Below are 17,966 nucleotides of genomic sequence, written 5' to 3'. Positions count from 1 at the left end.
AGCCCTCTCACTCTGAGGACTGAGCCGCACCGAAGATCCAGAGGTGGGGACAGGGCCGCAGACACGACTGCGCATCTGCGGCTTGCGGATTACAAGCTGAGATCTCACTCGCCGTCTCGGCCAGATTGGCCGGCATGGTCGAGTTGCGTTCGGCGTCGCGAAGGTTTCCGCCCCGGCGGACCGCCTCTGCCCAGACGGAAATCGGCAGGTCGGTGCCAAAGAGCATGTCCCGCTCGATGCCGATGCCGAAAGGCAGCCGGATCGACGTCATCTCGAGCGCGGTTGCGAGCCAATTCCTTCGCCGAGTTGATTTGAAGAGCTTCACCACCCGTACGTGTTCGGCGTCGCGATCGCGGCTATTGGCGAGCAGGCACGCGCAGTTCCTCGGTGAGAACGATCATGCCGCCCTCTTCTCGATTTCGACCTCATCGACGCTGGCGGGCCCTGCCCTGGTTCCGTTGTCGGGTTGCGGAAGGAAGGCGAGCAACCAGTCGGCTGCCTTGCTGGCTTGGGAGGCGGCACGCACGATGGCTCGGTTGTCTTCGCGCAGGACGTCGAGCCAGGAGGCCAGGTAATCGGCGTGGCGCACGGTCGGCGCAATACCTCGCGAGGCGCAGCAGAAGGCTGCGTTCATTTCGGCGACCAGTTCCTCGAAAGCATATCGCTTTGTGCCGAAGGCGCAGCCGAGGTCACGGCCGACGCGGGAGGGATGGCCGGTCGCATGGCCAAGCTCGTGCAGGGCGGTGCGGTGCCAGTCAATGGTCTCGAAATACGCCTGCGGAGGCGGCACCTGCCGTAGTCGTGCGCCGGCACATAATAGGCGCTATTGCCGCCGATGCGGAAATCGATCCCTGTCGCCTTGATCAGTGCCTCGACGGCCGGTTCGATCAGTCCGGGCTCTGGTGCGGGCGGAAACACCGCCAGATCGTCGGGCAGATTTTCGCATTGCGCGACGTTGAAGACGGTGAAGCGCTTCAGAAACTGTATGGCCCGTGCTGCCTCGCCGGTCTCCCGCGCGCGTTTCTTCTCGTCGTCAGGGATGAAGCGGTCAGAATAGACGACGGTGGTCCCGTGTTCGCCCTTGCGGACATGGCCGCCCAGCGATAGCGCCTGGCGGAAAGTCAGCCAGCCCTGGACGGGAAAGCCATGCTCGACGACCGCACCCCACAGGATCAGCACGTTGATCCCCGAATAGGCACGGCCAGAGGCGGCATTGGCCGGCATGGCGAGGGGTGCTTGCTCCGCCGCCGTGCCCCAGGGCACCCAGGGAAAGCGCCCAGCCTCCAGCTCGGCGATGATCTTGTTGGTGATGTCATCATAGAGGCTTGCCCGGTCGGCGCCGGCGCGAGCGTAATGTCTGGACATCTGGTTTCTCCGCGACGGGCGCCGGAGGCCTCTCCTCCAGCTCTCAACCCGTCACGGCAAACCGGTCCGTACTCTCGCTCTAGAGGCTAGCCCAGGCCTCGAAGGGGGACGCTCCCGGACTTGGGGCAAAGGCGGTCCGCGCCAATCAGTAGTGTCGCTGACCTATGGTTATTGCTGCCGGACTGCGTGCCGAATGCGGTCGGTAAGCGTTTGTGCGACGTCGAAATAACCTTCCCAGGCTTCGCGCACCTGAGCCCGCGCGGCGGCGGCGAAGACATCGAAGCCGTTGGCGTTTTTCGCAGGTGGGCAACTCATCCCAGCTGACAGGCACCGCGCACGACGCCCCCGCGCGTGCCCGAGTCGACCAGGGGCAGATTGCAGTGGAGCCCTGGCCGTTGCGCAGGTAATCGAGAAACATTCGGCCCTTGCGCTTCGCCTTGCTCATATTGGCGACGAAGCGCGACGGATCTGTACGGGCCAGCAGTTCGGCGAAGTCCTGGCAGAAGCTCTTGACCTCGTCCCAGTCTGCCTCCGGGAGGAGCAGGACGACCACATGAACGCCCTTGCCGCCGGACAGCAACGGCCACGACTGCAATCCAAGCGCTTCCAGAATGCTCCGAATGTCGAGGGCTGCCTGCTTGACGGCAGCAAAGCCCAAGCCCTGTCGGGGTCGATGTCGAAGATCATGCGGTGCGGCAGATCCGGCTGCTGGCGACGGCTTCCCCAGATGTGGAATTCGAGCACGTTCGTCTGGACGCCCGCGATCAGCCCAGCCAAGTCATCGACCACGAGATGCGGCTTTCCTTACCGGACACCTTCTCCAAGTGGCCATCATGGATGGCCCTGGGCACGCCTGGCAGGTTGTGCTTCTGAAAGAAGGTCTGCTGCAGGTCGCCGTGAGTATCGCGCACCAGCGACAGCGGCCGATCCTGAATGTGCGGCAGCATCTTCTCGGCGACCACTGCGTAGTAGGCGGCGAGCGTGGATTTGGTCACCTTGGTGCCTGGATACATGACCTTGTCCGGATGCGTCAGCTTGACGCCGACAGCAGCGGCGATCTCGTTGCCGGATCGAGATTGGCCGAGTCTCTGGGCCGTTTGCGCCTTTTGTTGAGAGTGCCGTCTACTCGGACATGAGGAACTCGGATACATGTCAATACGCTGCCTGGGATTCGGTTCCATGCCCAAGCACCGCGCCGGCGACCGTCGGCGCTCAAGGAAGAACGGCGCATAAGCCGCAGTCCTGCGCGCGGCCGCAACAGCGGACAATTGTCACGCGCAGGACGGAGGAAATTCGCCCCCCGCCGCGGGCGGTGAACAGGACAGCCGTAGGAGCGTCAGCATAGCGCCGGCCGCAGGACGGGACGCGGGACCGACTGTCCCCGTCCGCGGTGGTCCGCATGTTTTGGTTCGAAGCCCACCGGCTGAGATCGCGCAGTTCAGTTCTCGACAGTCCGACCGCTGATCCGCGATGATGCAAACAGGATTGAACCACACCAGAGCCGAGTTTGGCTGCAAGAAATCGATCTGGTCTTGCACCCTTTCGGCTTCTTCCTCAATTGCGTTGCAGCTTGTGAATTCCAAGCCTGACAGGCCCTCCCCTGTCACAACTCGTGCAGAAAGCGCTCGCTCGACCGAACTGAGAATGCGGCTTTTCCATTGCGCTCGATGAGGCGTTTTGCCGTTGCATGGTGCGAACATGATCTGCAACAAGCTCGCAACACATGCCACTCGCGAAATGTCGAGCGCCCATACAGGCCACCGTGAACGCTGCCAGGCGCTCTCAAGCGTCAACGCCGGTTGCTGTTTAGCTGGCGACGTCCTTTGGCACGCTTTCGGTCGGAGAAAAGCGAATATCCGCCGTCCTCCCGAAATCTGCAGCGACGCATGAGCCCCGGGCTTGACCCATTGCGTCGCCGAGATTTATTCCCTTGGGCGCCGGCATGGTGTGCCCCAGGAACCTCTTCCACAGTCGCTAGCCAATAGCGGGGCTCGAATTGATGCGGCTGAGCCCACAAATTGGTCGATCGCGCGGCCAATCGAAAGCCATGAAGAGAGGTGGAAACCCTGTAGTGCCGAAGTATCACGTTGAGGGGATGGATGGTGCTACGCAGACGGCCATACGGACAGTCAACGCCCATGTGGGCCGGTAAGCATCCGAATGCACTCTGCGCGCAAGTGAACCCCTTGCGCTAACGCTTCGACGCGCCATCAAAGCATTGACCATGTTGGGGGGCGATCGCACCGCTGATGGCCAGCGAAGGCCAACAAGTGGTCCGGCTACCCTTGGAGCCAATCCGCATTTCTGGCGATTTTTCCCTGGAGCAATCAGTGCATTGACATGAACTCGGCCGTTTTATTGTTCCTTGCTGAGTGCAGGTAATCGTGCCGGAACTCAGCAAGAAAGGCCAGTCCTTCCCAATCATGGATGGTCAATTGGCCATTCACAAGTGATGTAAGGTGCTTCTCCCGAAGAGACTTGAGCGTGCGGTTGATGTGGACTGCCGACAGCCCTGTCGCCTCGCCAAGGTCAGCTTGAGTCACACCAAAAGCGCAGGTTTGATCGGACGCAAGTCCGGCATCTTCCATACGTAGCATGATTTCACAGAGAAGGTGGGCCACTCGGCCAAGCGCTTGGCGCTTCCCGACATTGACCACCCATTCGCGAAAAATCGATGCATCAACCAGTGTCGTTCGCCAAAGATTTGCCGCCAGCCTGGGGTGGCGTTCGCAGAGCAGCCGGATAGCCGAGTGATCTATGAAGCCAACACTGCAAGCGCTCACCGTTCGAACGTCGCTATCCAACAGATCGAGGTGCAGGCTCAACAGATCGGGCATGTCGCCAGGCACATGATAAGCAGTGACCTGACGCTTCCCGTCTCCTGTTACCTTCGAGGTGCTGGCTAAGCCAGCCAGGACCATTATGCACCGGGACGGCTGGTCGCCTTCCCGGACCAAGTTCTGGTTTGCGCCAATCGCAACGATCCTTATTCTTACCGCGTCGAGAGCTTGACGCTCACCTGACGTGAGGGTGAAGGCACGATGGAACTTGGCGGTTAAGGGGCTTTGATAAAGCATGTCGGCTCTCCGTTTGGGCGGGAGCGCTATGGTCTCTCAGTCACCCGCGGCCAGCAGAACGCGAATGATGCCCGACCTTATATCATAAACACCGGACCGACTTAACCTGTGATAAGTCTGGCACTGCTTCCGATGGTCCTTTCCCCATCGGCAAACACAGGCTCAACAGGATTGGTGCTTACGAGGGAAGCGGCCCATCATCGGGCCTCGAGTTGCGCAGCTGCGGCAGCAGCTATAATAGATCGTTCTCAAATTCGAGGACTCACACCATGACCGACGCCCCCGACCACGCCGCTGAACTGGTTGAACTCACGGCGGATGTGGTATCCGCGTACGTCAGCAACAATCCCGTGCCGGTCGCGGGCTTGGCGGACCTGATAGCCTCAGTGCACGGGTCGCTGTCTGGGATTGGCCATCGCGTGGCTGCCGCGACCGAAGAACCAGTGCCTGCGGTAAATCCAAAAAGGTCAGTATTTCCCGATTACATCATCTGTCTTGAAGATGGTAAGCGGTTCAAAACCCTTCGGCGACATCTGCGCGTGGATTTCGGTCTCACTCCTGACGCGTATCGAACGAAGTGGAACTTGCCATCCACTTATCCGATGGTCGCTCCCAACTATGCGGCCTCACGGTCTGCCATGGCGAAGTCGATCGGTCTGGGTAGGAAGGCACCGCAGCCCACGGCAACTGCAACGGGCAAGGCAAGGCCGACGGCTAAGGCTAAAGCGTAGCTTCCGCGATCACACCATTACCACCGCGGCACCAATCGGCGATGTATGCATCGCGGCGGACCTGTCCGCTCTTGGCCGGTGCCCACCCAGGTTCCCCAACCCATGGCGCCGGCCATTTGTGGCCCACACCTCAGCTTCGTATTGCTGCCCAATCTTTTCTTGTTGTAGGCCGCTTACGACGTTAATCTCCGCTTGGCCTGATTGCTGGGAGGCAACGCCATGGCTGACATAATTCCAATTCGCAAAGCACGCCCTTGTGTCGAAGTTGGCAAACCCTGTGGCGAGTGGTTTGTCCGCGTGATCGAGGAAGACCAGGAACTCACCCGATCATTCAAGCTCGAATCCTATGCCGTGGCCTTTGCAGAAGGCCAAAGGTCGCGTCTGCATCTCAACACGTTTTCGCGGCTGTAGAGCAAGCCTATGCAGAGGTCCGCAGGGTTACTGGCGAATTTGGGCGATAGCATCGAGCCATCGCCGGCCACATTGCGACCATGGAAACGCGACAACTGCACCAATAGCTCAAGTCGTTGCCATCGAGATCGGAAATCGCCAGCGCGGAAATGGTGATGGGCATCCTCGTCTATCGAGAGGTTGAACTGCGCCGCCGGCGGGGGACGGGCGGCAACGTGCTGCCCTTCCCCGGTCTCGGGACTCCACCTATCCAGCACTAGGCAGCGACGCCGGACCTGTAAGAGGCCATCGGATAGCGCATCCCTGTCGGTGATTGTTCACGTTCTTGAGCAGCACTTCATGCGGATCCTGCACGGCCTGGTGATTGTCGCAGATCGGCGACAATCGGGCCGACGATTGCCTTGTGCAGCCGTTCCGCCTCGATCTTGAAGCGGGCGAGCTGTTCCTGCGAAACGTGTTGTGAGGGGTTTTCGTCTTGACCATGGTAGCGAACTCCGTTGAGGGGATCGCCGCAAACGGTTCTTGCACAAAAAAGCCCGTCGCGGTGAGCGACAGGCTATTATGACATCAGGGGATTAGAACTTGTAGGCGATGCCGAAGCGAACCTCGTTGGTCTTCAGATCAACGTCGGCATTGACCAGACCACCAAAGGATTCTGTACCGAAGTCGGTATAGCGATACTCGCCTCGCAGCAGCAGATTGTCGGTCATGGCATAATCCAAGCCCACGCCTATCGTCCATCCTGTGAATGTATCTCCGAACGAAGGTCCGCCTCCATTATTACTTATGTCGACATCGCCAAACGCAACGCCACCCGCAATATAAGGAAGAAAGCGATCAACGGCATATCCTAGGCGCAGTCTTGCCGCCGCACTCCAGTTGAGTTCTTCGGTGGCGATGCCGCCCGGGATCGGGATACCAGGAGCGCTGAAGACTTGGCCGCTGCCATCAACATTCGCATATACGACGTCCAGCTCCGCGCCAATCACAATGTTATTGGACATCTGATAGTTGTAACCGGCGTAGACGCCACCAAGGAACCCGTCGGGATCTGTGTCGACAAAGCCCGGCCCACCGATTTCGTCTATGTTGCCATTCCCCCAAGCATAGCCTGCCTGTAGGCCGACATACCCACCCGTCCAGCTAAAGACCGGCGCGGCTTCTGCAACGATGGCATCGGCAGCATACGCCGACGAAGCCAGCAGAGACAACGACAGACCAAGAAGCAGCTTCTTCATAGGTGATCTCCTGTAACTAACCTTTTTGGTAGCAGAGCGCGCCGATTGATGCAGTTGTTTTTCTGCCACAGTTGGCCGAATTCAAATCGGCCGCCCGCACTTACATGAGAACCTTATGCCAACTCGCTGGTGGCGATCGGATCGCCCCTCGCCACAGTGGGCAACTGCTCGGCCACCCAAACTGTCCGGAACCTTCAGGCCGGGAACACTCATTCCGGTATCCCAGAATTAACATCGAGGAGGGTACGATAAAGGCTGTCGACCTCCTTGTCGTCGAACGCCTCGGTCAGCTCGCTTTCCGCAATCCCCTCAGCCTCCGCGTCGGCGATTAGGCGCTTTGCGAGCTGCTCGATCTCCGCTCGCTCTTTCGGCGCACCGGCGTCGGATAGATCGTGTTTTTTTATCCATTGGTTCAAAAATAGGACGGCCGGCTTGCTCATTCGGAAACACCTGGGGCAAAGTGCACGACGGCATCGACCAGCGTCCGATATAGGCTATCAACCTCTTCGTCGATCTCTTCGCGCTCGATCGTCAAGGCTTTAGCGTCGGCATACAATTTGTGTATGTACTCACTTACCGAAACGGCGTCGGTTTTAGCCGTTTCGGGGAAATTGTTGCCGATCCAGCGATCGAGAAAGTTGACGCCGCGTGTGCTCATGAAGCCTAAGCTCGATCCAGCGGTTAGGTTCCAGCAGGGCGCTCGACGGCAGCTTCGTCGACCTCGGCTTCCATTTCGTCGTTGACAGTCTTGGTCTTGCCGAAGGCGGCCACCGGCTCACCGTCAAAGCCCTGCAGCCACGCGTCGGCATGCTCTCCCCAGTAGGCTGGCACCGCACGTCTCCTTGCCATCCTTGCTCGCTTGGGCGTACATCCAGGCGTAGGTGGCGCGCTCCTGATCTTTCCTAGCCACGGCCATCTGTGTCATCCTCTCGGAAGTCCTGCAGTGAGGCGTGGCGCAGGTCATCCTCGCCGCGCAGGTGCTTTACGCGGCCGATCAGCCCCGGCTTGACCCATTGCGTCGCAGGCCGCTTCATGACGCCCTTGGGCGCCGTGCCTGGGTGCTCTTGGACGCGTTTCCATAGCCTCTCGCGCATTTCCCGGTTCAAGGTGACGAACGCGCTGCCGACATAGCGCCCTGTGCCCCGCTCGGCCATGAGAGCGAAAGCCGGCTTGCCCGCTTCACGCTCGACGCCGAGCAGATCGAACTCGTCGATCGCATAGCACTTGGCCTTCAGCCAGTTGGCTGACGGACCGCTGCGGTATTTGCTGTCCTTCCGCTTCGACACCATGCCTTCAAGTCCGGCTTGGTCGAGCAAGTGGAGGATCGCCTTGGCTTCGCCGGGCAGAGGCTCGCTGAACTGAATACGCCGCCCGGGCTTGATCATGCTGGCCAGGATCTCGCGCCGCACCTCAAGCGCCATGTCGCGCAGATCGTGCCCATTGAGGTGCAATAGATCGAAGGCGACGAAATAGAGGTCTTGCTGTCGGCGGGTGATCGCTTTGCGCAGATCGCCGAAGTCCGAAAGGCCAGCTTCGTTCAAGACGATGATCTCACCGTCGACAATCGCGCTTTCGGCACCAAGACTCTTTGCCTCCCCCACCAGGTCGCGATATTTCGCAGTCCAGTCGTGGCCGTTGCGCGTATAAATGCGTGTGCCGTCTTCATCGATGATCATCTGCGATCGGTAGCCGTCGAACTTGACCTCGTGGGTCCAGCCTTCACCCTCGGGAGGGTTCTCCACAAGGGTCGGCATCAACGGCTCGATGAACTTCAAACGCATGCACTGATCCGCCCTCCGGCGATTCAATAAGATTGAGCTAAAATAGTTCCGAAACCGGAAATCAGCCTCTTGGGTGCAACAAACACGTCAACTCGGCGTTGCGGGATGAGCGAAGGAGGAATCGATATGGCCGACGACAAGAGCAAGCGGGACTTTCGCGATCGGGACCGGGTCTCGGCCGATGAGGATTATGAAGTCGAGTATTTCGCAGCCAAGGCCGGGATCACCCCGCAGCAGGTCAAGGAATTGATCGCGAAGCACGGCAACCAACGCGAAACGCTGGAGCGAGAAGCGAAGGCTCTGCGGAAATAATGACCAGGCTATCGGATCTCGGCAGACCAATAATTGGGCACCGACATGAAGGCCCGCCCGCGAGCGAACTCGCGCATTTCCTCCCTTGCCCTGTTTGCGGGCAACAGATCGATATGCGCGATTTTCGCCAGGTCGCTTATCATGCCGATCCGGATCACGATCAGCCTCTCGAACTAGACGCTTAGGAACACAAGTGCCGAAATACCACGTTGAGGAAATGGATGGCGATACCGTGACGGCTACCCACATCGTGCACGCGACAACGCCGATCAGGGCGGCGCGGGAAGCGACGGAGCGCGACGTCACCCTGCGCACCAGCGAACCCATTTGGATCAGGGTTGCCGACGAGAAGCGCGGGCACGTCTTCGAATACTGTTTCAGCCTGTAGCTGGCGATCCAACCCGGCTGAGTTTGGATGGCATACCATGCCGTCGACTTCGATACGCAAGTTCGACTATGACCCGAACACCAGGGTTCTCTCGGTTTGGTTTGTAGCGAGCGGGAAGCATTACGAGTTTTTGGACGTACCTGCTGAGGCCGTTGCCGCGTTCAAAGCTGCCTTTGCCAAGGGCGTCTATTTTAACAGCCACATCCGCAATCGTTATGCATTCCGGCTCGCGGCAGGGAGGGCAGCAGCCGCATCGGGCGATTGACAGAATTTCAGATTCGAGGCGGCCCGCGCCATCGCAGGGGAGCAACTGTGCGAATTGACCAGGTTCCGAGGGCAAACGAAAAGCCGGCCGGCCGGGCCAGCGGGCGCGTATTATACTAAGCTAGGTGCTGGGCCTATTTGCCCATCATCATCGCAGTTTTGCAGAAGTTTTCATGGACCTGTCGGACAGGTCTGCCACGACGCGTGACCCACGGCGACGGGTCGGCAAACAGCGCACTCCTGCGCATCCACTGGGCTTACGAAGTCGGTCGGCTGCTCTGCGATCATAGTGCCTTGTCGGAGAACCGCGCTGAGCTCCGCGCAGTCACCGGTCCTGCAATACGGCCGGATCTATGATCAAAGCGCTGAGCAGGAGCCATTCGGGGTCTACGCCTGCCGCCCGGTATTTATTGTCACAAAAAGGGGAACAACGGCAGCTCGGCCGTGTTGGGAGCACAACATGCATTTCGTCAAAGTGCTTTTGGCTGCGATCGCCATCGGTCTCATCAGCCCGGGGGCAATGGCTCAGACCGCGACGACGTCCCCGCAGGAATTTGTCAAAGCAGCTGCGAGTTCAGACATGTTCGAGATCCAGTCGAGTGAGTTGGCGCTGCGGAAATCGAAGACATCACGAGTGAAGGAATTCGCTCGCATGATGATCAAGGACCACACGAATTCTTCCAAGCGGCTCATTGCGGCGGCAAAGAAGGACGACGTCGCAGTGGCACCGGAGATGACAAGCAAGCATGCTGCCCAATTGGAAGCATTGAGCAACGACAGCAGCGGGGCGTTCGATAACGCCTACGTCGACGCCCAGGTTGCAGCGCACCAGGAAGCCCTGACGCTGATGACCTCCTATGCGGAAAACGGTCAGGAAAAACATTTGGCGGCCCATGCGAAAAAGACCGCGCCGGCTCATCCGGCAGCATTTCAAACATGCCCAGCAACTGAGCAAGAGCGGTTCTCAGGGCTGAGTGGATCTGGCCACGACGTTGGTTCTTCGCGGCGCTGTGGAGTCTGTGCCAACCCTCTGGCACTGCCTCCGCCCCCAGGGACGCTGCAACCTTCAAGCGGTCGTCGATGCAGGCTCTAAAGGGTGCGTCGCTCAGGTAGTCCGGCGTGCAAGCACCAGCGTCGTCGAATTTGCCAAACGAACAGGAGACCTGACATGCCAAAGCAAAACGAGACCTCGCATTCGAGACGAAGTGACTTCGCCAATGATGAACCCATTCGCCCGGAGGATGCCGCCGTGTTGGACAGCCCCGTGGGCCACGAAGACAGGCACGGCGCGGAGCCAGGTTTCGGGGGAGCCGACGATGTCGACCAGCCGATCGGCGCAAGGCCCCGCAGCGAAATTACCGGTCGTCATGATGAAGGGGCACGCGCCAATGAGACGATCGACGGCTTAAGCGAAACCGAGGAACTGACCCGCAGCTACGCCGAGGACATACCAACCGGTGACAATGATGAGGAGGAGGAAGACATCCCTGTCTTCGAAAGAGGCCGAAGCAACACCGAACTCTGAGCGCGCCAGGTTGAACCCCGCACGGTGAGGAACATGACAATGAGCACATTCGGACTTCGGGTTGCGTCTTTGGGGCTCCGGGCTTTTTTGGGACTGGCGGCCTCGCTGACTTTGGGCGTCGAGGCATCTGCGCAGACAAGTCAGCCCGCGCAGCAATCCGGCGACTCGTCGCAAACAGCCAAGCAGGGTCGACTGCCGGCGCAAGGATCGTCGCCGACCGCCAAGGATGATGTCGGCGTTGACGTCTCGCTCGGCCGGCCGGAGGTGAAGCAACAGGTTGCAAGACATCTGGGAGTGGCTGAGACCGAGTTGCCACTGGCGGTGCACGTGCCGATCGCGCTCGCTTCGCAAGTCTGCGGGCAAGAGGTATTTACCGCCCGCGCCAATGTAAACCGAAGCTGCACCGCGACGAAATTCATTCCGGAAATCGCCGAGGCGGCACGCAACCATCCACAAACCTCCGCGGTACCGGAGCAGTAGCACCGAAAATGTCCGAACCCGGCGCGACGGTCGTGCCATGCTTACCCGAGGGTAGCGCTCCAACCCGGGGTAAATCAGCCAGCCCCACCGCCGTCTGTTTTTGGCGGCATGCATGATGGCGTTCGCCGCCATCTCTTAACCAATGTGAATGCTGTTGCTCCGCAGCCACGCTACGAGATCCTGTCCGAAGCGGAGGCAGGCAGATGCCACTGGAATCCCTGATCGATCAATATGTGAGCAGCCGCAAGCGGCGGGGTCTTTTGTCGATACGGCACGCTCTCGAGGCGTTGAAAGAGGCCGTTCCGGCGCTGTCGATCGGCGAAAGCCATCTTGTCAATATGATCGCCGAGCGAGCGCTCGCCTTTGGCCTCGCCATCCACTTCGATCATTCCGGCGAGAATGCCGGGTAAGACATCCACGAGCGTCTGCTGATGCTAAAGGACGAGGAACTCGGTGTTCGCGTAGCTTCATTGCCTGGTGGGCGGATCTTTCCGAGGCTGCTCCCATCCGTGTTCTGGGCGGGTGGTTAAAGTCGCCGAAGCGATGCCACGGCGTGCACCGAGCCCACCCCGGCGTTGGACAAGCTCCCCCAGCTTTCGCCAGTTGGAGCTTTCGTCTACTCGCAGCAGCCCTAGCGAGGCTCGATCAGCCTCCGCGTTGGGCGGTCTCGGGTTTTGCTCCAGCGGGCGGTTCGGGCCGGCGAATTGAGGTTGAAAGGAGAAGATGATGACGGACAACAAAACCGAGCGTGATTTTCGCGACAGGAACCGGGTCTCGTCCAACGAACGCAACGAACTCTTCCATTTTGCCCAGCAGAACGGCATCACGCCTGAGCAGGTGATGGAGCTCATCAAAGCCGCCGGGAATGACCGCGCCTCGTTGCGGCTGCGAAGGAATTGAAATCAGATTCCCGGGGCGGCTCGCTTACGGCATGAAGCCTCGCTGCCGAGGAGAACCTTGAGCCGTGGTGAGAATTTGAGTGTAGCATCATCCTGACGCACACGCGGAGCAGGTCGAGCGTGAAAGTGAAAATTGTACCCCTGCCCAACATGCGGCAAGCGCTGGAGGTTCGAGGCTGCGCAGATCGGCTATGGTCACCCCGAACCATAATCCACTCCAACCCGAGTCCTGGACGCACGGCGTGGCACCGAGCCTACTTCCTGCCGTCGTTCAATAATAATCCCGCGCCGCAGTCAGCCAGCGAGATCACCGTCGTCTGCCGGACGCGTGTCGGCTTCCAAACTGACAACGCACAGCCTTTGTAGCGACGCTTTCCAGCCACGATCACCTGCGCAGCTTTGCCGCGCTCGCTGCGCACCAATAAATCCCATCTCCTTCCCTCACACTGATCTTGTTCAGGCGGTCGTTTTGCCGCTGCGGTAGGCGCTGTCCTTCCGCTTCGATCGCGGTAGCGCCCAGTATCAACGCTGCCAGATCAAACCGCACAATCAGCACCTCAAAGCTGATCAGCAGAAGCAGCAGTGAATCAGGACCTCGTCGATCAGGGTCAAAGGGCCAAGCACATATGTCTGGGCACGGTGACCGTGGCATAGCCGGCGCTGCAATGACGGCGTCGGTGCCCGTCTTGTGGAGCCGGAAAGCCCAACTTAGAAAACAGTCGGCGGTGCCGATCTCGAAGAAATTCTAGCCCGGCACGGTGAACAGGCTGGGGGCCGCATCGCGATCTAGGGTTCAGCACAACTCCGGCGGCATCGAGACGATCGACCTCAGCCCGGTCGGCGGCCCTCGGCCACGTCCATGACCAGCACGCGCAGCATGGTCAGCTGGCGCTTACCCTCCATGGCGCGCCCGTCGGCGACGGTCTGTCTCTTTCGGCTCAGGAAAACGTCACTCTGAGTTTGCTAAACGCGGTGCTGGAGCGGTTACCACGCGTCAGATCTGGATCATCACCTTGCCGGCCTCGATTCTCATCGGATAGATCGCGAGCTTGACGCAGACCGGCGCGCCCTTGACCTGGCCGGTCGCAGAGCGGCCAATGTGCTTCAAGGCATTCGATGACGTCGTCGATCACCAGCCCTTCGGCTAGATGCGCCTTCTCATGGGTCCAATATCCGTCGGTGGCGAAGAGCTCGTCATCGGGCGAGCGGCAAACCGCGAGGATCGAAGCAGATGACATCCTCTTCCTCGATGTCATCGACCGCGCACGCTTCAATCCAGTCGGCCATCTCCGGCTCCCGCACCATCCGCTATGGCTATTCAGCCGCCGCCGACATATCCACCTGGTGAAATTCGCCGCGATAGGGTCTGGCTGTCGGCGGCAATTCGCGCTTGAGATAAAAATCCTCGTACCGCAGCTGCTTCAGCAGCACCGGCCAGACCTCGCGATAGGCATGCCACATCGACGGGTTCGCTACCGGCAGGTCGTGCTTGATCAGCTCGTGCAGCCTCGGCAGCGCATGATAGGGCACCATCGGGAACATGTGGTGTTCGACGTGATAATTCATGTTCCAGTAGATGAAGCGGCTGACCGGGTTCATGTAGACGGTGCGGGTGTTCAGCCGATGGTCGACCACGTTGTCGGCCAGGCCGATATGCTGCAGCAACCCTGTCAGCACCATGTGCCAGCTGCCATAGAGGCGCGGCAGGCCGATCAGCACCAGCGGCAGCAGCGACCACGTGAACAGCGCCAGCCCGACTGTCGCCGCATAGATGGCGACATGCCAGCGCGCAGCGATCACCGCCTTGTGCTGCTCCATCTCGGGGATATAGCTCTTCTCTTCATCGGACAGCTTGCCGAACGCCTGGCGCACCAGCGCCGGCAGCGAATAGCGGAAATCGAGAATACCGGTGAAGGCGAGCGCCGCCCGCAGCAGATCTGGGGGGCGCATGACGGCGATTTCGGCATCGCGGCCGACGATGATGGTATCGGTGTGATGGCGGGCATGGCTCCAGCGCCATTGCACGGGGTTGCGCATCAGCATGAAGCTTGAGATCTGGTAGACGACATCGTTCATCCAGCGCGTCCGGAACGCGGTACCGTGGCCGCATTCGTGCCAGCGCGAGTCGCTGGACGAGCCGTAAAGCACGCCATAGACGAACAGGAACGGCACCACCCACCACGTGGCCCAGAACCATACGATGCCGGCGGCCGACACCAGGATCGCGGCGACCCAGATGATCGTGTCGCGGATCGCCGGCCCGTCGGAGCGTTGCATCAACTCCTTGATCGCCTTGCGCGGGACATCGGTGTGATACCATTCGGCCGAAGCCAATCCGGTCTCAATGGCGCGCTTGGTGCTTTCACCGACCAGGCTGTAGTCGCGCTTCCTGCTTGCCGTCATCGTCATCTCCGCTTTCCCGCCTGCGCTCCGCAAGGGCCGCCTGGGGCCGGCCGGGCCGCGCCTGCTTCCGTATTCCGGCGCACTTCCCGCCCGCCGCGGCAACCGATCGTGCGTTTCAAGCCGGTCACGCCTGCAGTCTCGCAAAAGCGCCCGACGGCGCAGGGTAATCCTGTTGCGGCTGCCGGGCGATCGACCCTATCCTCGCTTCCGCTTGGGCGATCTGGCCGGCACCGTCGAGCACCCGGAACACGGCGTCATAGGAGCGGCTTTCGCCATGGTCCAGCCAGATCATCTCGCCCCGTTCGCGCGCGGCGAGATTGCCCAGAACATGATGCGTCGAAGGTTCGATTCCCAACGCATATAGGCCGGCCTGGAAGTTCTGCCACTGATAGGTGCAGGGCAGCTGATCCTTGCGGGTAACGACCTCGAAGCCGAGGCCCAGGTGGTCATTGACGACGGCCACCGGCACCTCGCCCGCCGCATCGGAGCCAAGCTCGTGCTCCCAGACCTGCTCGCTGAACCCCAGCTGCGGCGCCGGCACGGTTCGGTAGCCGACTTTCTGCGCCTCGTAGCGTTCGCCGGCGTGCGCCGCCCAGACGACATCCCGGATCGGCGCCAGGTAGCGCGAACCCTCGTCGAGCAAGGGATGGCTGACATTGACGTGATAGAAATACATATGCGGCGTGCGGCTGAAACCGTGATTGACGACGCGGTCCGACAGGCGGATCTCGCTGCCGCCGACATCGGCCTCGATGCGGCGCAGCAAATGGAGATCCTCGCCGAACACGGTTGCCTGCTGGACGATGCCTTCCGCCCACAGCACGCAGCGGTCGCCGTCCCAGGCCTCGCCGTAGCCGGTCAGCCGCGCCGGCACGGTGCCGATGCGGCCATGCAGCGAGTGCAATACCCGCTTGCGCCCGGGATAATTGTAGCTTTCGGCCGGCACGTCTTGCCGGCCCAGTATATGATCGAGGCCGCAGGTGACGAGCAGCCCCGAGAACGACCGGCCAAAGGCGAAACCGTCCTCCCCTTCATGCTCGTGCAGTCCGGGGTGGCGAAAGCCGCTCGGCGAATGCCAGCCGATCGCCTGGCCCCGGAAGTCGCAATCGGCGATATCAAGCGCCCGGTCGACCAGCGCCGTGAAGCGCAGGCCGGAGCCGGTGCGGAACTCGAGCATCCGGATGCCGCGCTCCACGCCGTCGCCGAGCGTCATAAGCCGCACACCGGCAAACTGCGACAGCATGCCGGACCGCTCGGCCACCTGCCTTCGCGACAGCGTCTTGCCGTAAAGCTCTACCATGCGACGTCCTTCACTTTGCCCGCCTCCTTGAGCAAGGCCGACATGTCGGCGCCGGTGATGATGCTTTCCACCGTCAACAGGTCGGTGTCGGCGACCGTCTGTTCCGCGACGATTTCGCCGCGGCGCATGACGATGATGCGGTCGGCGACCTGGAACACGTGGTGGATGTTGTGGGTGATGAGCAGCACCGAGTGGCCGGCGTCGCGCACCTCCTTGACGAAGCGCAGCACGCCGTGGGTTTCCTCGACGCCAAGATTGTTGGTCGGCTCGTCGAGTATGATCACCTTGGCGGCGAACTGCATGGCGCGCGAGATCGCGATCGATTGCCGCTCACCGCCCGAGAGCGTGCTCACCAGTGCATCGGCATCGAGCTTTTTCGAAATGCCGACCCGCTTCAGCAGCGCCGAGGCGGCGTTGCGAAGCTTGGCGAGATCGAGCGGCGCGAACACGCCGAGCCAGCCGAAATTGACCGGCTCCCGGCCCAGGAAAAGATTGCGCGCGATGCTGAGGTCCGGCGCGAGCGATGTGTCCTGATGGATGGTCTCGATGCCGAGGTCCATCGCGTCGCGCGTCGAGCGGATCGATGCCTTCTCGCCGCGCACGAAGATGTCGCCGTGGTCGGCCGGGAAGACGCCGGAGATCGCTTTGATCAGCGTCGACTTGCCGGCGCCATTGTCGCCGAGCAGGGCAACCACCTCGCCTTCGTTGAGGGTGAACGAGGCGTTCTTCAGCGCACGCACGTTGCCGAAGGACTTTTGCAGGTCTTGCAGACGCAGCACTTCCATCGTCAGCTCCTTGCGGCGTTCTTCTGCAGCAAAGCGTGCAGGATGAGCATGGCGAGGATGATGACGCCGACGAAGATGTTGTATGCCAAGCCCGGCACGCCGATCAGCACGATGCCGTTGCGGATGGCGCGCAGCATCAGCGCGCCGACGATGGTGCCGAGGATGGTGCCGCGCCCGCCGGTGAGCGCCGTGCCGCCGACCACCACCATGGCGATCACTTCGAGTTCGTAGCCGGTGCCGGCCACCGGCGAGGCGGCCGAAATCCGGAACGCGCTGATCATGCCGGCCAGCCCGGCCACCACCGAGGTCAGGATGAACAGCCAGATCTTGACCGCGTCGGCCGGCACGCCGCGCGCCACCGCTGCGTTGCGGTTGCTGCCGATGGCGCTGATCCAGTTGCCGAGCTTGGCGTAGCGCAGGATGTAAATCGCCAGCAGCGACAGGCCGATGAACCACCAGAGCGAGGTGTAGAACCGGAACGAGCCTACATTGAAGCTGCCGGCAAGCAGCGTGACGAAGAAGCCGGGCTGGTCCCACGACTTCAGGGGGAATCCCTGCGTGATGTAGAGCGCCGCGCCGCGCACGACGAGCAGCATCGACAGCGTGACCAGGAACGAGGAAATGCCGATCTTGGTGACGATCAGCCCGTTGATGGCGCCGATCGCGATGCACAGCACAAGCCCGGCCAGGAGGGCGACGCCGATGTCGATACCGCCATTCTGCACCAGCAGCATCACCACGACGGGCGCAAGGCCGAACACGGCGCCGACCGACAGATCGAACTCGCCCGCCGTCAGCAGCAGCGTCATGCAGAGAGCGATGATGCCGAGCTCGGGCAGGAACGCCATCATGTTGGATATGTTGAGCGGCGACAGGAAGTTGCCGTCGGCGATGGCGAAAACCACGAGCAGCACGATGAGGATGATGAGCGAGGAGAATTGCGGCGAACGCAGCAGCGCAGACCTGCCCTTCGCTCGCTGCGTGTCGTCGTCTGCTGTGATTGCCAT

General features: G+C 60.9%; 23 protein-coding genes and 3 pseudogenes. 10 read left to right on the top strand and 16 right to left on the bottom strand.

Features of this window, described 5'->3' with window-relative positions:
- Positions 1–7 precede the first annotated feature (7 nt).
- From NKJ18_RS33005 to NKJ18_RS17240, 5 genes and pseudogenes are all read right to left on the bottom strand, one after another.
- A complete protein-coding gene (locus tag NKJ18_RS33005; RefSeq protein WP_460221719.1) occupies positions 8–328 on the bottom strand; it encodes a DUF2958 domain-containing protein in 321 nt (106 codons plus the stop codon).
- Between the two features lie 69 nt (positions 329–397).
- Positions 398–1,365, bottom strand: a pseudogene (locus tag NKJ18_RS17255) (ArdC family protein).
- Between the two features lie 145 nt (positions 1,366–1,510).
- Positions 1,511–2,109: pseudogene (ligD, locus tag NKJ18_RS17250) on the bottom strand (non-homologous end-joining DNA ligase LigD).
- Positions 2,110–2,129: 20 nt separating this feature from the next.
- On the bottom strand, positions 2,130–2,546 hold the full coding sequence (gene ligD, locus NKJ18_RS17245; RefSeq protein ID WP_155927363.1) for a non-homologous end-joining DNA ligase LigD: 417 nt from the start codon (positions 2,544–2,546) through the stop codon (positions 2,130–2,132).
- 1,146 nt (positions 2,547–3,692) lie between these two features.
- Positions 3,693–4,442: a Crp/Fnr family transcriptional regulator gene (locus NKJ18_RS17240; protein WP_023686036.1), complete on the bottom strand. Its 750-nt coding sequence runs from the start codon at positions 4,440–4,442 to the stop codon at positions 3,693–3,695.
- 269 nt (positions 4,443–4,711) lie between these two features.
- On the opposite strand from NKJ18_RS17240, the gene NKJ18_RS17235 reads away from it, so the two are divergent.
- Together NKJ18_RS17235 and NKJ18_RS17230 are read left to right on the top strand one after the other, a co-directional pair.
- The gene (locus NKJ18_RS17235) at positions 4,712–5,173 is read left to right on the top strand and encodes a Ros/MucR family transcriptional regulator (RefSeq protein WP_023673144.1); all 462 of its coding nucleotides are present in this window, start codon (positions 4,712–4,714) and stop codon (positions 5,171–5,173) included.
- 219 nt (positions 5,174–5,392) lie between these two features.
- Entirely contained in the window at positions 5,393–5,584 is a 192-nt protein-coding gene (locus NKJ18_RS17230) for a hypothetical protein (protein ID WP_023673145.1), read from the top strand.
- 575 nt (positions 5,585–6,159) lie between these two features.
- On the opposite strand, the gene NKJ18_RS17225 is transcribed toward NKJ18_RS17230, so the two are convergent.
- The 5 genes from NKJ18_RS17225 to NKJ18_RS17205 form a co-directional block, all read right to left on the bottom strand.
- Positions 6,160–6,822, bottom strand: coding sequence for an outer membrane protein (locus NKJ18_RS17225; RefSeq protein ID WP_023673148.1), 663 nt, complete (start codon positions 6,820–6,822; stop codon positions 6,160–6,162).
- 209 nt (positions 6,823–7,031) lie between these two features.
- The gene (locus NKJ18_RS17220; RefSeq protein ID WP_023673149.1) at positions 7,032–7,262 is read right to left on the bottom strand and encodes a DUF768 domain-containing protein; all 231 of its coding nucleotides are present in this window, start codon (positions 7,260–7,262) and stop codon (positions 7,032–7,034) included.
- A complete protein-coding gene (locus tag NKJ18_RS17215) occupies positions 7,259–7,480 on the bottom strand; it encodes a DUF768 domain-containing protein (protein ID WP_023673150.1) in 222 nt (73 codons plus the stop codon). Before NKJ18_RS17215 ends, NKJ18_RS17220 begins: the two co-directional genes overlap by 4 nt.
- 23 nt (positions 7,481–7,503) lie before the next feature.
- Entirely contained in the window at positions 7,504–7,653 is a 150-nt protein-coding gene (locus NKJ18_RS17210) for a hypothetical protein (protein ID WP_023673151.1), read from the bottom strand.
- Between the two features lie 71 nt (positions 7,654–7,724).
- Positions 7,725–8,603 (bottom strand): ATP-dependent DNA ligase, encoded by an 879-nt coding sequence (locus tag NKJ18_RS17205; protein WP_352462975.1) that lies wholly within the window; start codon positions 8,601–8,603, stop codon positions 7,725–7,727.
- Positions 8,604–8,729: 126 nt separating this feature from the next.
- Here NKJ18_RS17205 and NKJ18_RS17200 point away from each other — a divergent pair, with 126 nt between their 5' ends.
- From NKJ18_RS17200 to NKJ18_RS17165, 8 genes are all read left to right on the top strand, one after another.
- Positions 8,730–8,915: a DUF3606 domain-containing protein gene (locus NKJ18_RS17200; protein WP_023700484.1), complete on the top strand. Its 186-nt coding sequence runs from the start codon at positions 8,730–8,732 to the stop codon at positions 8,913–8,915.
- 193 nt (positions 8,916–9,108) lie between these two features.
- A complete protein-coding gene (locus NKJ18_RS17195) occupies positions 9,109–9,303 on the top strand; it encodes a hypothetical protein (RefSeq protein WP_023673158.1) in 195 nt (64 codons plus the stop codon).
- Between the two features lie 37 nt (positions 9,304–9,340).
- On the top strand, positions 9,341–9,568 hold the full coding sequence (locus NKJ18_RS17190; RefSeq protein WP_023673160.1) for a KTSC domain-containing protein: 228 nt from the start codon (positions 9,341–9,343) through the stop codon (positions 9,566–9,568).
- A gap of 459 nt (positions 9,569–10,027) precedes the next feature.
- Positions 10,028–10,660: a DUF4142 domain-containing protein gene (locus tag NKJ18_RS17185; protein ID WP_023673161.1), complete on the top strand. Its 633-nt coding sequence runs from the start codon at positions 10,028–10,030 to the stop codon at positions 10,658–10,660.
- 75 nt (positions 10,661–10,735) lie between these two features.
- Positions 10,736–11,092 (top strand): hypothetical protein, encoded by a 357-nt coding sequence (locus NKJ18_RS17180; RefSeq protein ID WP_023673162.1) that lies wholly within the window; start codon positions 10,736–10,738, stop codon positions 11,090–11,092.
- Between the two features lie 111 nt (positions 11,093–11,203).
- Positions 11,204–11,572: a hypothetical protein gene (locus NKJ18_RS17175; protein ID WP_156941436.1), complete on the top strand. Its 369-nt coding sequence runs from the start codon at positions 11,204–11,206 to the stop codon at positions 11,570–11,572.
- A 203-nt stretch (positions 11,573–11,775) separates the two neighbouring features.
- Positions 11,776–11,982 carry a hypothetical protein gene (locus NKJ18_RS17170; protein ID WP_023673164.1) on the top strand — a complete coding sequence of 69 codons (207 nt, stop codon included), beginning with the start codon at positions 11,776–11,778 and terminating at the stop codon, positions 11,980–11,982.
- A gap of 316 nt (positions 11,983–12,298) precedes the next feature.
- A complete protein-coding gene (locus NKJ18_RS17165; protein ID WP_023700486.1) occupies positions 12,299–12,472 on the top strand; it encodes a DUF3606 domain-containing protein in 174 nt (57 codons plus the stop codon).
- A gap of 253 nt (positions 12,473–12,725) precedes the next feature.
- On the opposite strand, the gene NKJ18_RS17160 is transcribed toward NKJ18_RS17165, so the two are convergent.
- The 6 genes and pseudogenes from NKJ18_RS17160 to NKJ18_RS17135 all read right to left on the bottom strand — a co-directional run bounded on the left by NKJ18_RS17160 (position 12,726) and on the right by NKJ18_RS17135 (position 17,966).
- On the bottom strand, positions 12,726–12,893 hold the full coding sequence (locus NKJ18_RS17160; protein ID WP_155927361.1) for a hypothetical protein: 168 nt from the start codon (positions 12,891–12,893) through the stop codon (positions 12,726–12,728).
- A 572-nt stretch (positions 12,894–13,465) separates the two neighbouring features.
- Positions 13,466–13,758 (bottom strand): annotated as a pseudogene (locus NKJ18_RS17155) (Rieske 2Fe-2S domain-containing protein).
- 27 nt (positions 13,759–13,785) lie between these two features.
- Positions 13,786–14,880, bottom strand: a complete 1,095-nt coding sequence (locus NKJ18_RS17150) for a fatty acid desaturase family protein (protein WP_023685252.1) — start codon at positions 14,878–14,880, stop codon at positions 13,786–13,788.
- Positions 14,881–14,998: 118 nt separating this feature from the next.
- Positions 14,999–16,174, bottom strand: a complete 1,176-nt coding sequence (locus NKJ18_RS17145; protein WP_023673170.1) for an aldose 1-epimerase family protein — start codon at positions 16,172–16,174, stop codon at positions 14,999–15,001.
- Positions 16,168–16,965: an ATP-binding cassette domain-containing protein gene (locus NKJ18_RS17140; RefSeq protein ID WP_023689425.1), complete on the bottom strand. Its 798-nt coding sequence runs from the start codon at positions 16,963–16,965 to the stop codon at positions 16,168–16,170. Before NKJ18_RS17140 ends, NKJ18_RS17145 begins: the two co-directional genes overlap by 7 nt.
- On the bottom strand, positions 16,962–17,966 hold the full coding sequence (locus NKJ18_RS17135; RefSeq protein WP_050587792.1) for an ABC transporter permease: 1,005 nt from the start codon (positions 17,964–17,966) through the stop codon (positions 16,962–16,964). The genes NKJ18_RS17140 and NKJ18_RS17135 overlap by 4 nt, the downstream gene beginning before the upstream one ends.

Source organism: Mesorhizobium sp. M0217, assembly GCF_040321955.1.
Taxonomy (GTDB): Bacteria; Pseudomonadota; Alphaproteobacteria; order Rhizobiales; family Rhizobiaceae; genus Mesorhizobium.
The sequence above is the reverse complement of the archived record's forward strand: the minus strand, read 5'-3'. Positions and strand labels throughout refer to the sequence as shown.

Excerpts from the sequence above, each read along its gene's own strand:
- NKJ18_RS17215 (WP_023673150.1), bottom strand. The coding sequence starts at position 7,480 with ATGAGCACACGCGGCGTCAACTTTCTCGATCGCTGGATCGGCAACAAT.
- NKJ18_RS17170 (WP_023673164.1), top strand. The coding sequence starts at position 11,776 with ATGCCACTGGAATCCCTGATCGATCAATATGTGAGCAGCCGCAAGCGG.
- NKJ18_RS17220 (WP_023673149.1), bottom strand. The coding sequence starts at position 7,262 with ATGAGCAAGCCGGCCGTCCTATTTTTGAACCAATGGATAAAAAAACAC.
- NKJ18_RS17225 (WP_023673148.1), bottom strand. The coding sequence starts at position 6,822 with ATGAAGAAGCTGCTTCTTGGTCTGTCGTTGTCTCTGCTGGCTTCGTCG.
- NKJ18_RS17135 (WP_050587792.1), bottom strand. The coding sequence starts at position 17,966 with ATGGCAATCACAGCAGACGACGACACGCAGCGAGCGAAGGGCAGGTCT.
- NKJ18_RS17230 (WP_023673145.1), top strand. The coding sequence starts at position 5,393 with ATGGCTGACATAATTCCAATTCGCAAAGCACGCCCTTGTGTCGAAGTT.
- NKJ18_RS17165 (WP_023700486.1), top strand. The coding sequence starts at position 12,299 with ATGACGGACAACAAAACCGAGCGTGATTTTCGCGACAGGAACCGGGTC.
- NKJ18_RS17235 (WP_023673144.1), top strand. The coding sequence starts at position 4,712 with ATGACCGACGCCCCCGACCACGCCGCTGAACTGGTTGAACTCACGGCG.
- NKJ18_RS17200 (WP_023700484.1), top strand. The coding sequence starts at position 8,730 with ATGGCCGACGACAAGAGCAAGCGGGACTTTCGCGATCGGGACCGGGTC.
- NKJ18_RS17180 (WP_023673162.1), top strand. The coding sequence starts at position 10,736 with ATGCCAAAGCAAAACGAGACCTCGCATTCGAGACGAAGTGACTTCGCC.
- NKJ18_RS17145 (WP_023673170.1), bottom strand. The coding sequence starts at position 16,174 with ATGGTAGAGCTTTACGGCAAGACGCTGTCGCGAAGGCAGGTGGCCGAG.
- ligD (WP_155927363.1), bottom strand. The coding sequence starts at position 2,546 with ATGGAACCGAATCCCAGGCAGCGTATTGACATGTATCCGAGTTCCTCA.
- NKJ18_RS17240 (WP_023686036.1), bottom strand. The coding sequence starts at position 4,442 with ATGCTTTATCAAAGCCCCTTAACCGCCAAGTTCCATCGTGCCTTCACC.
- NKJ18_RS17185 (WP_023673161.1), top strand. The coding sequence starts at position 10,028 with ATGCATTTCGTCAAAGTGCTTTTGGCTGCGATCGCCATCGGTCTCATC.
- NKJ18_RS17190 (WP_023673160.1), top strand. The coding sequence starts at position 9,341 with ATGCCGTCGACTTCGATACGCAAGTTCGACTATGACCCGAACACCAGG.
- NKJ18_RS17205 (WP_352462975.1), bottom strand. The coding sequence starts at position 8,603 with ATGCGTTTGAAGTTCATCGAGCCGTTGATGCCGACCCTTGTGGAGAAC.
- NKJ18_RS17150 (WP_023685252.1), bottom strand. The coding sequence starts at position 14,880 with ATGACGATGACGGCAAGCAGGAAGCGCGACTACAGCCTGGTCGGTGAA.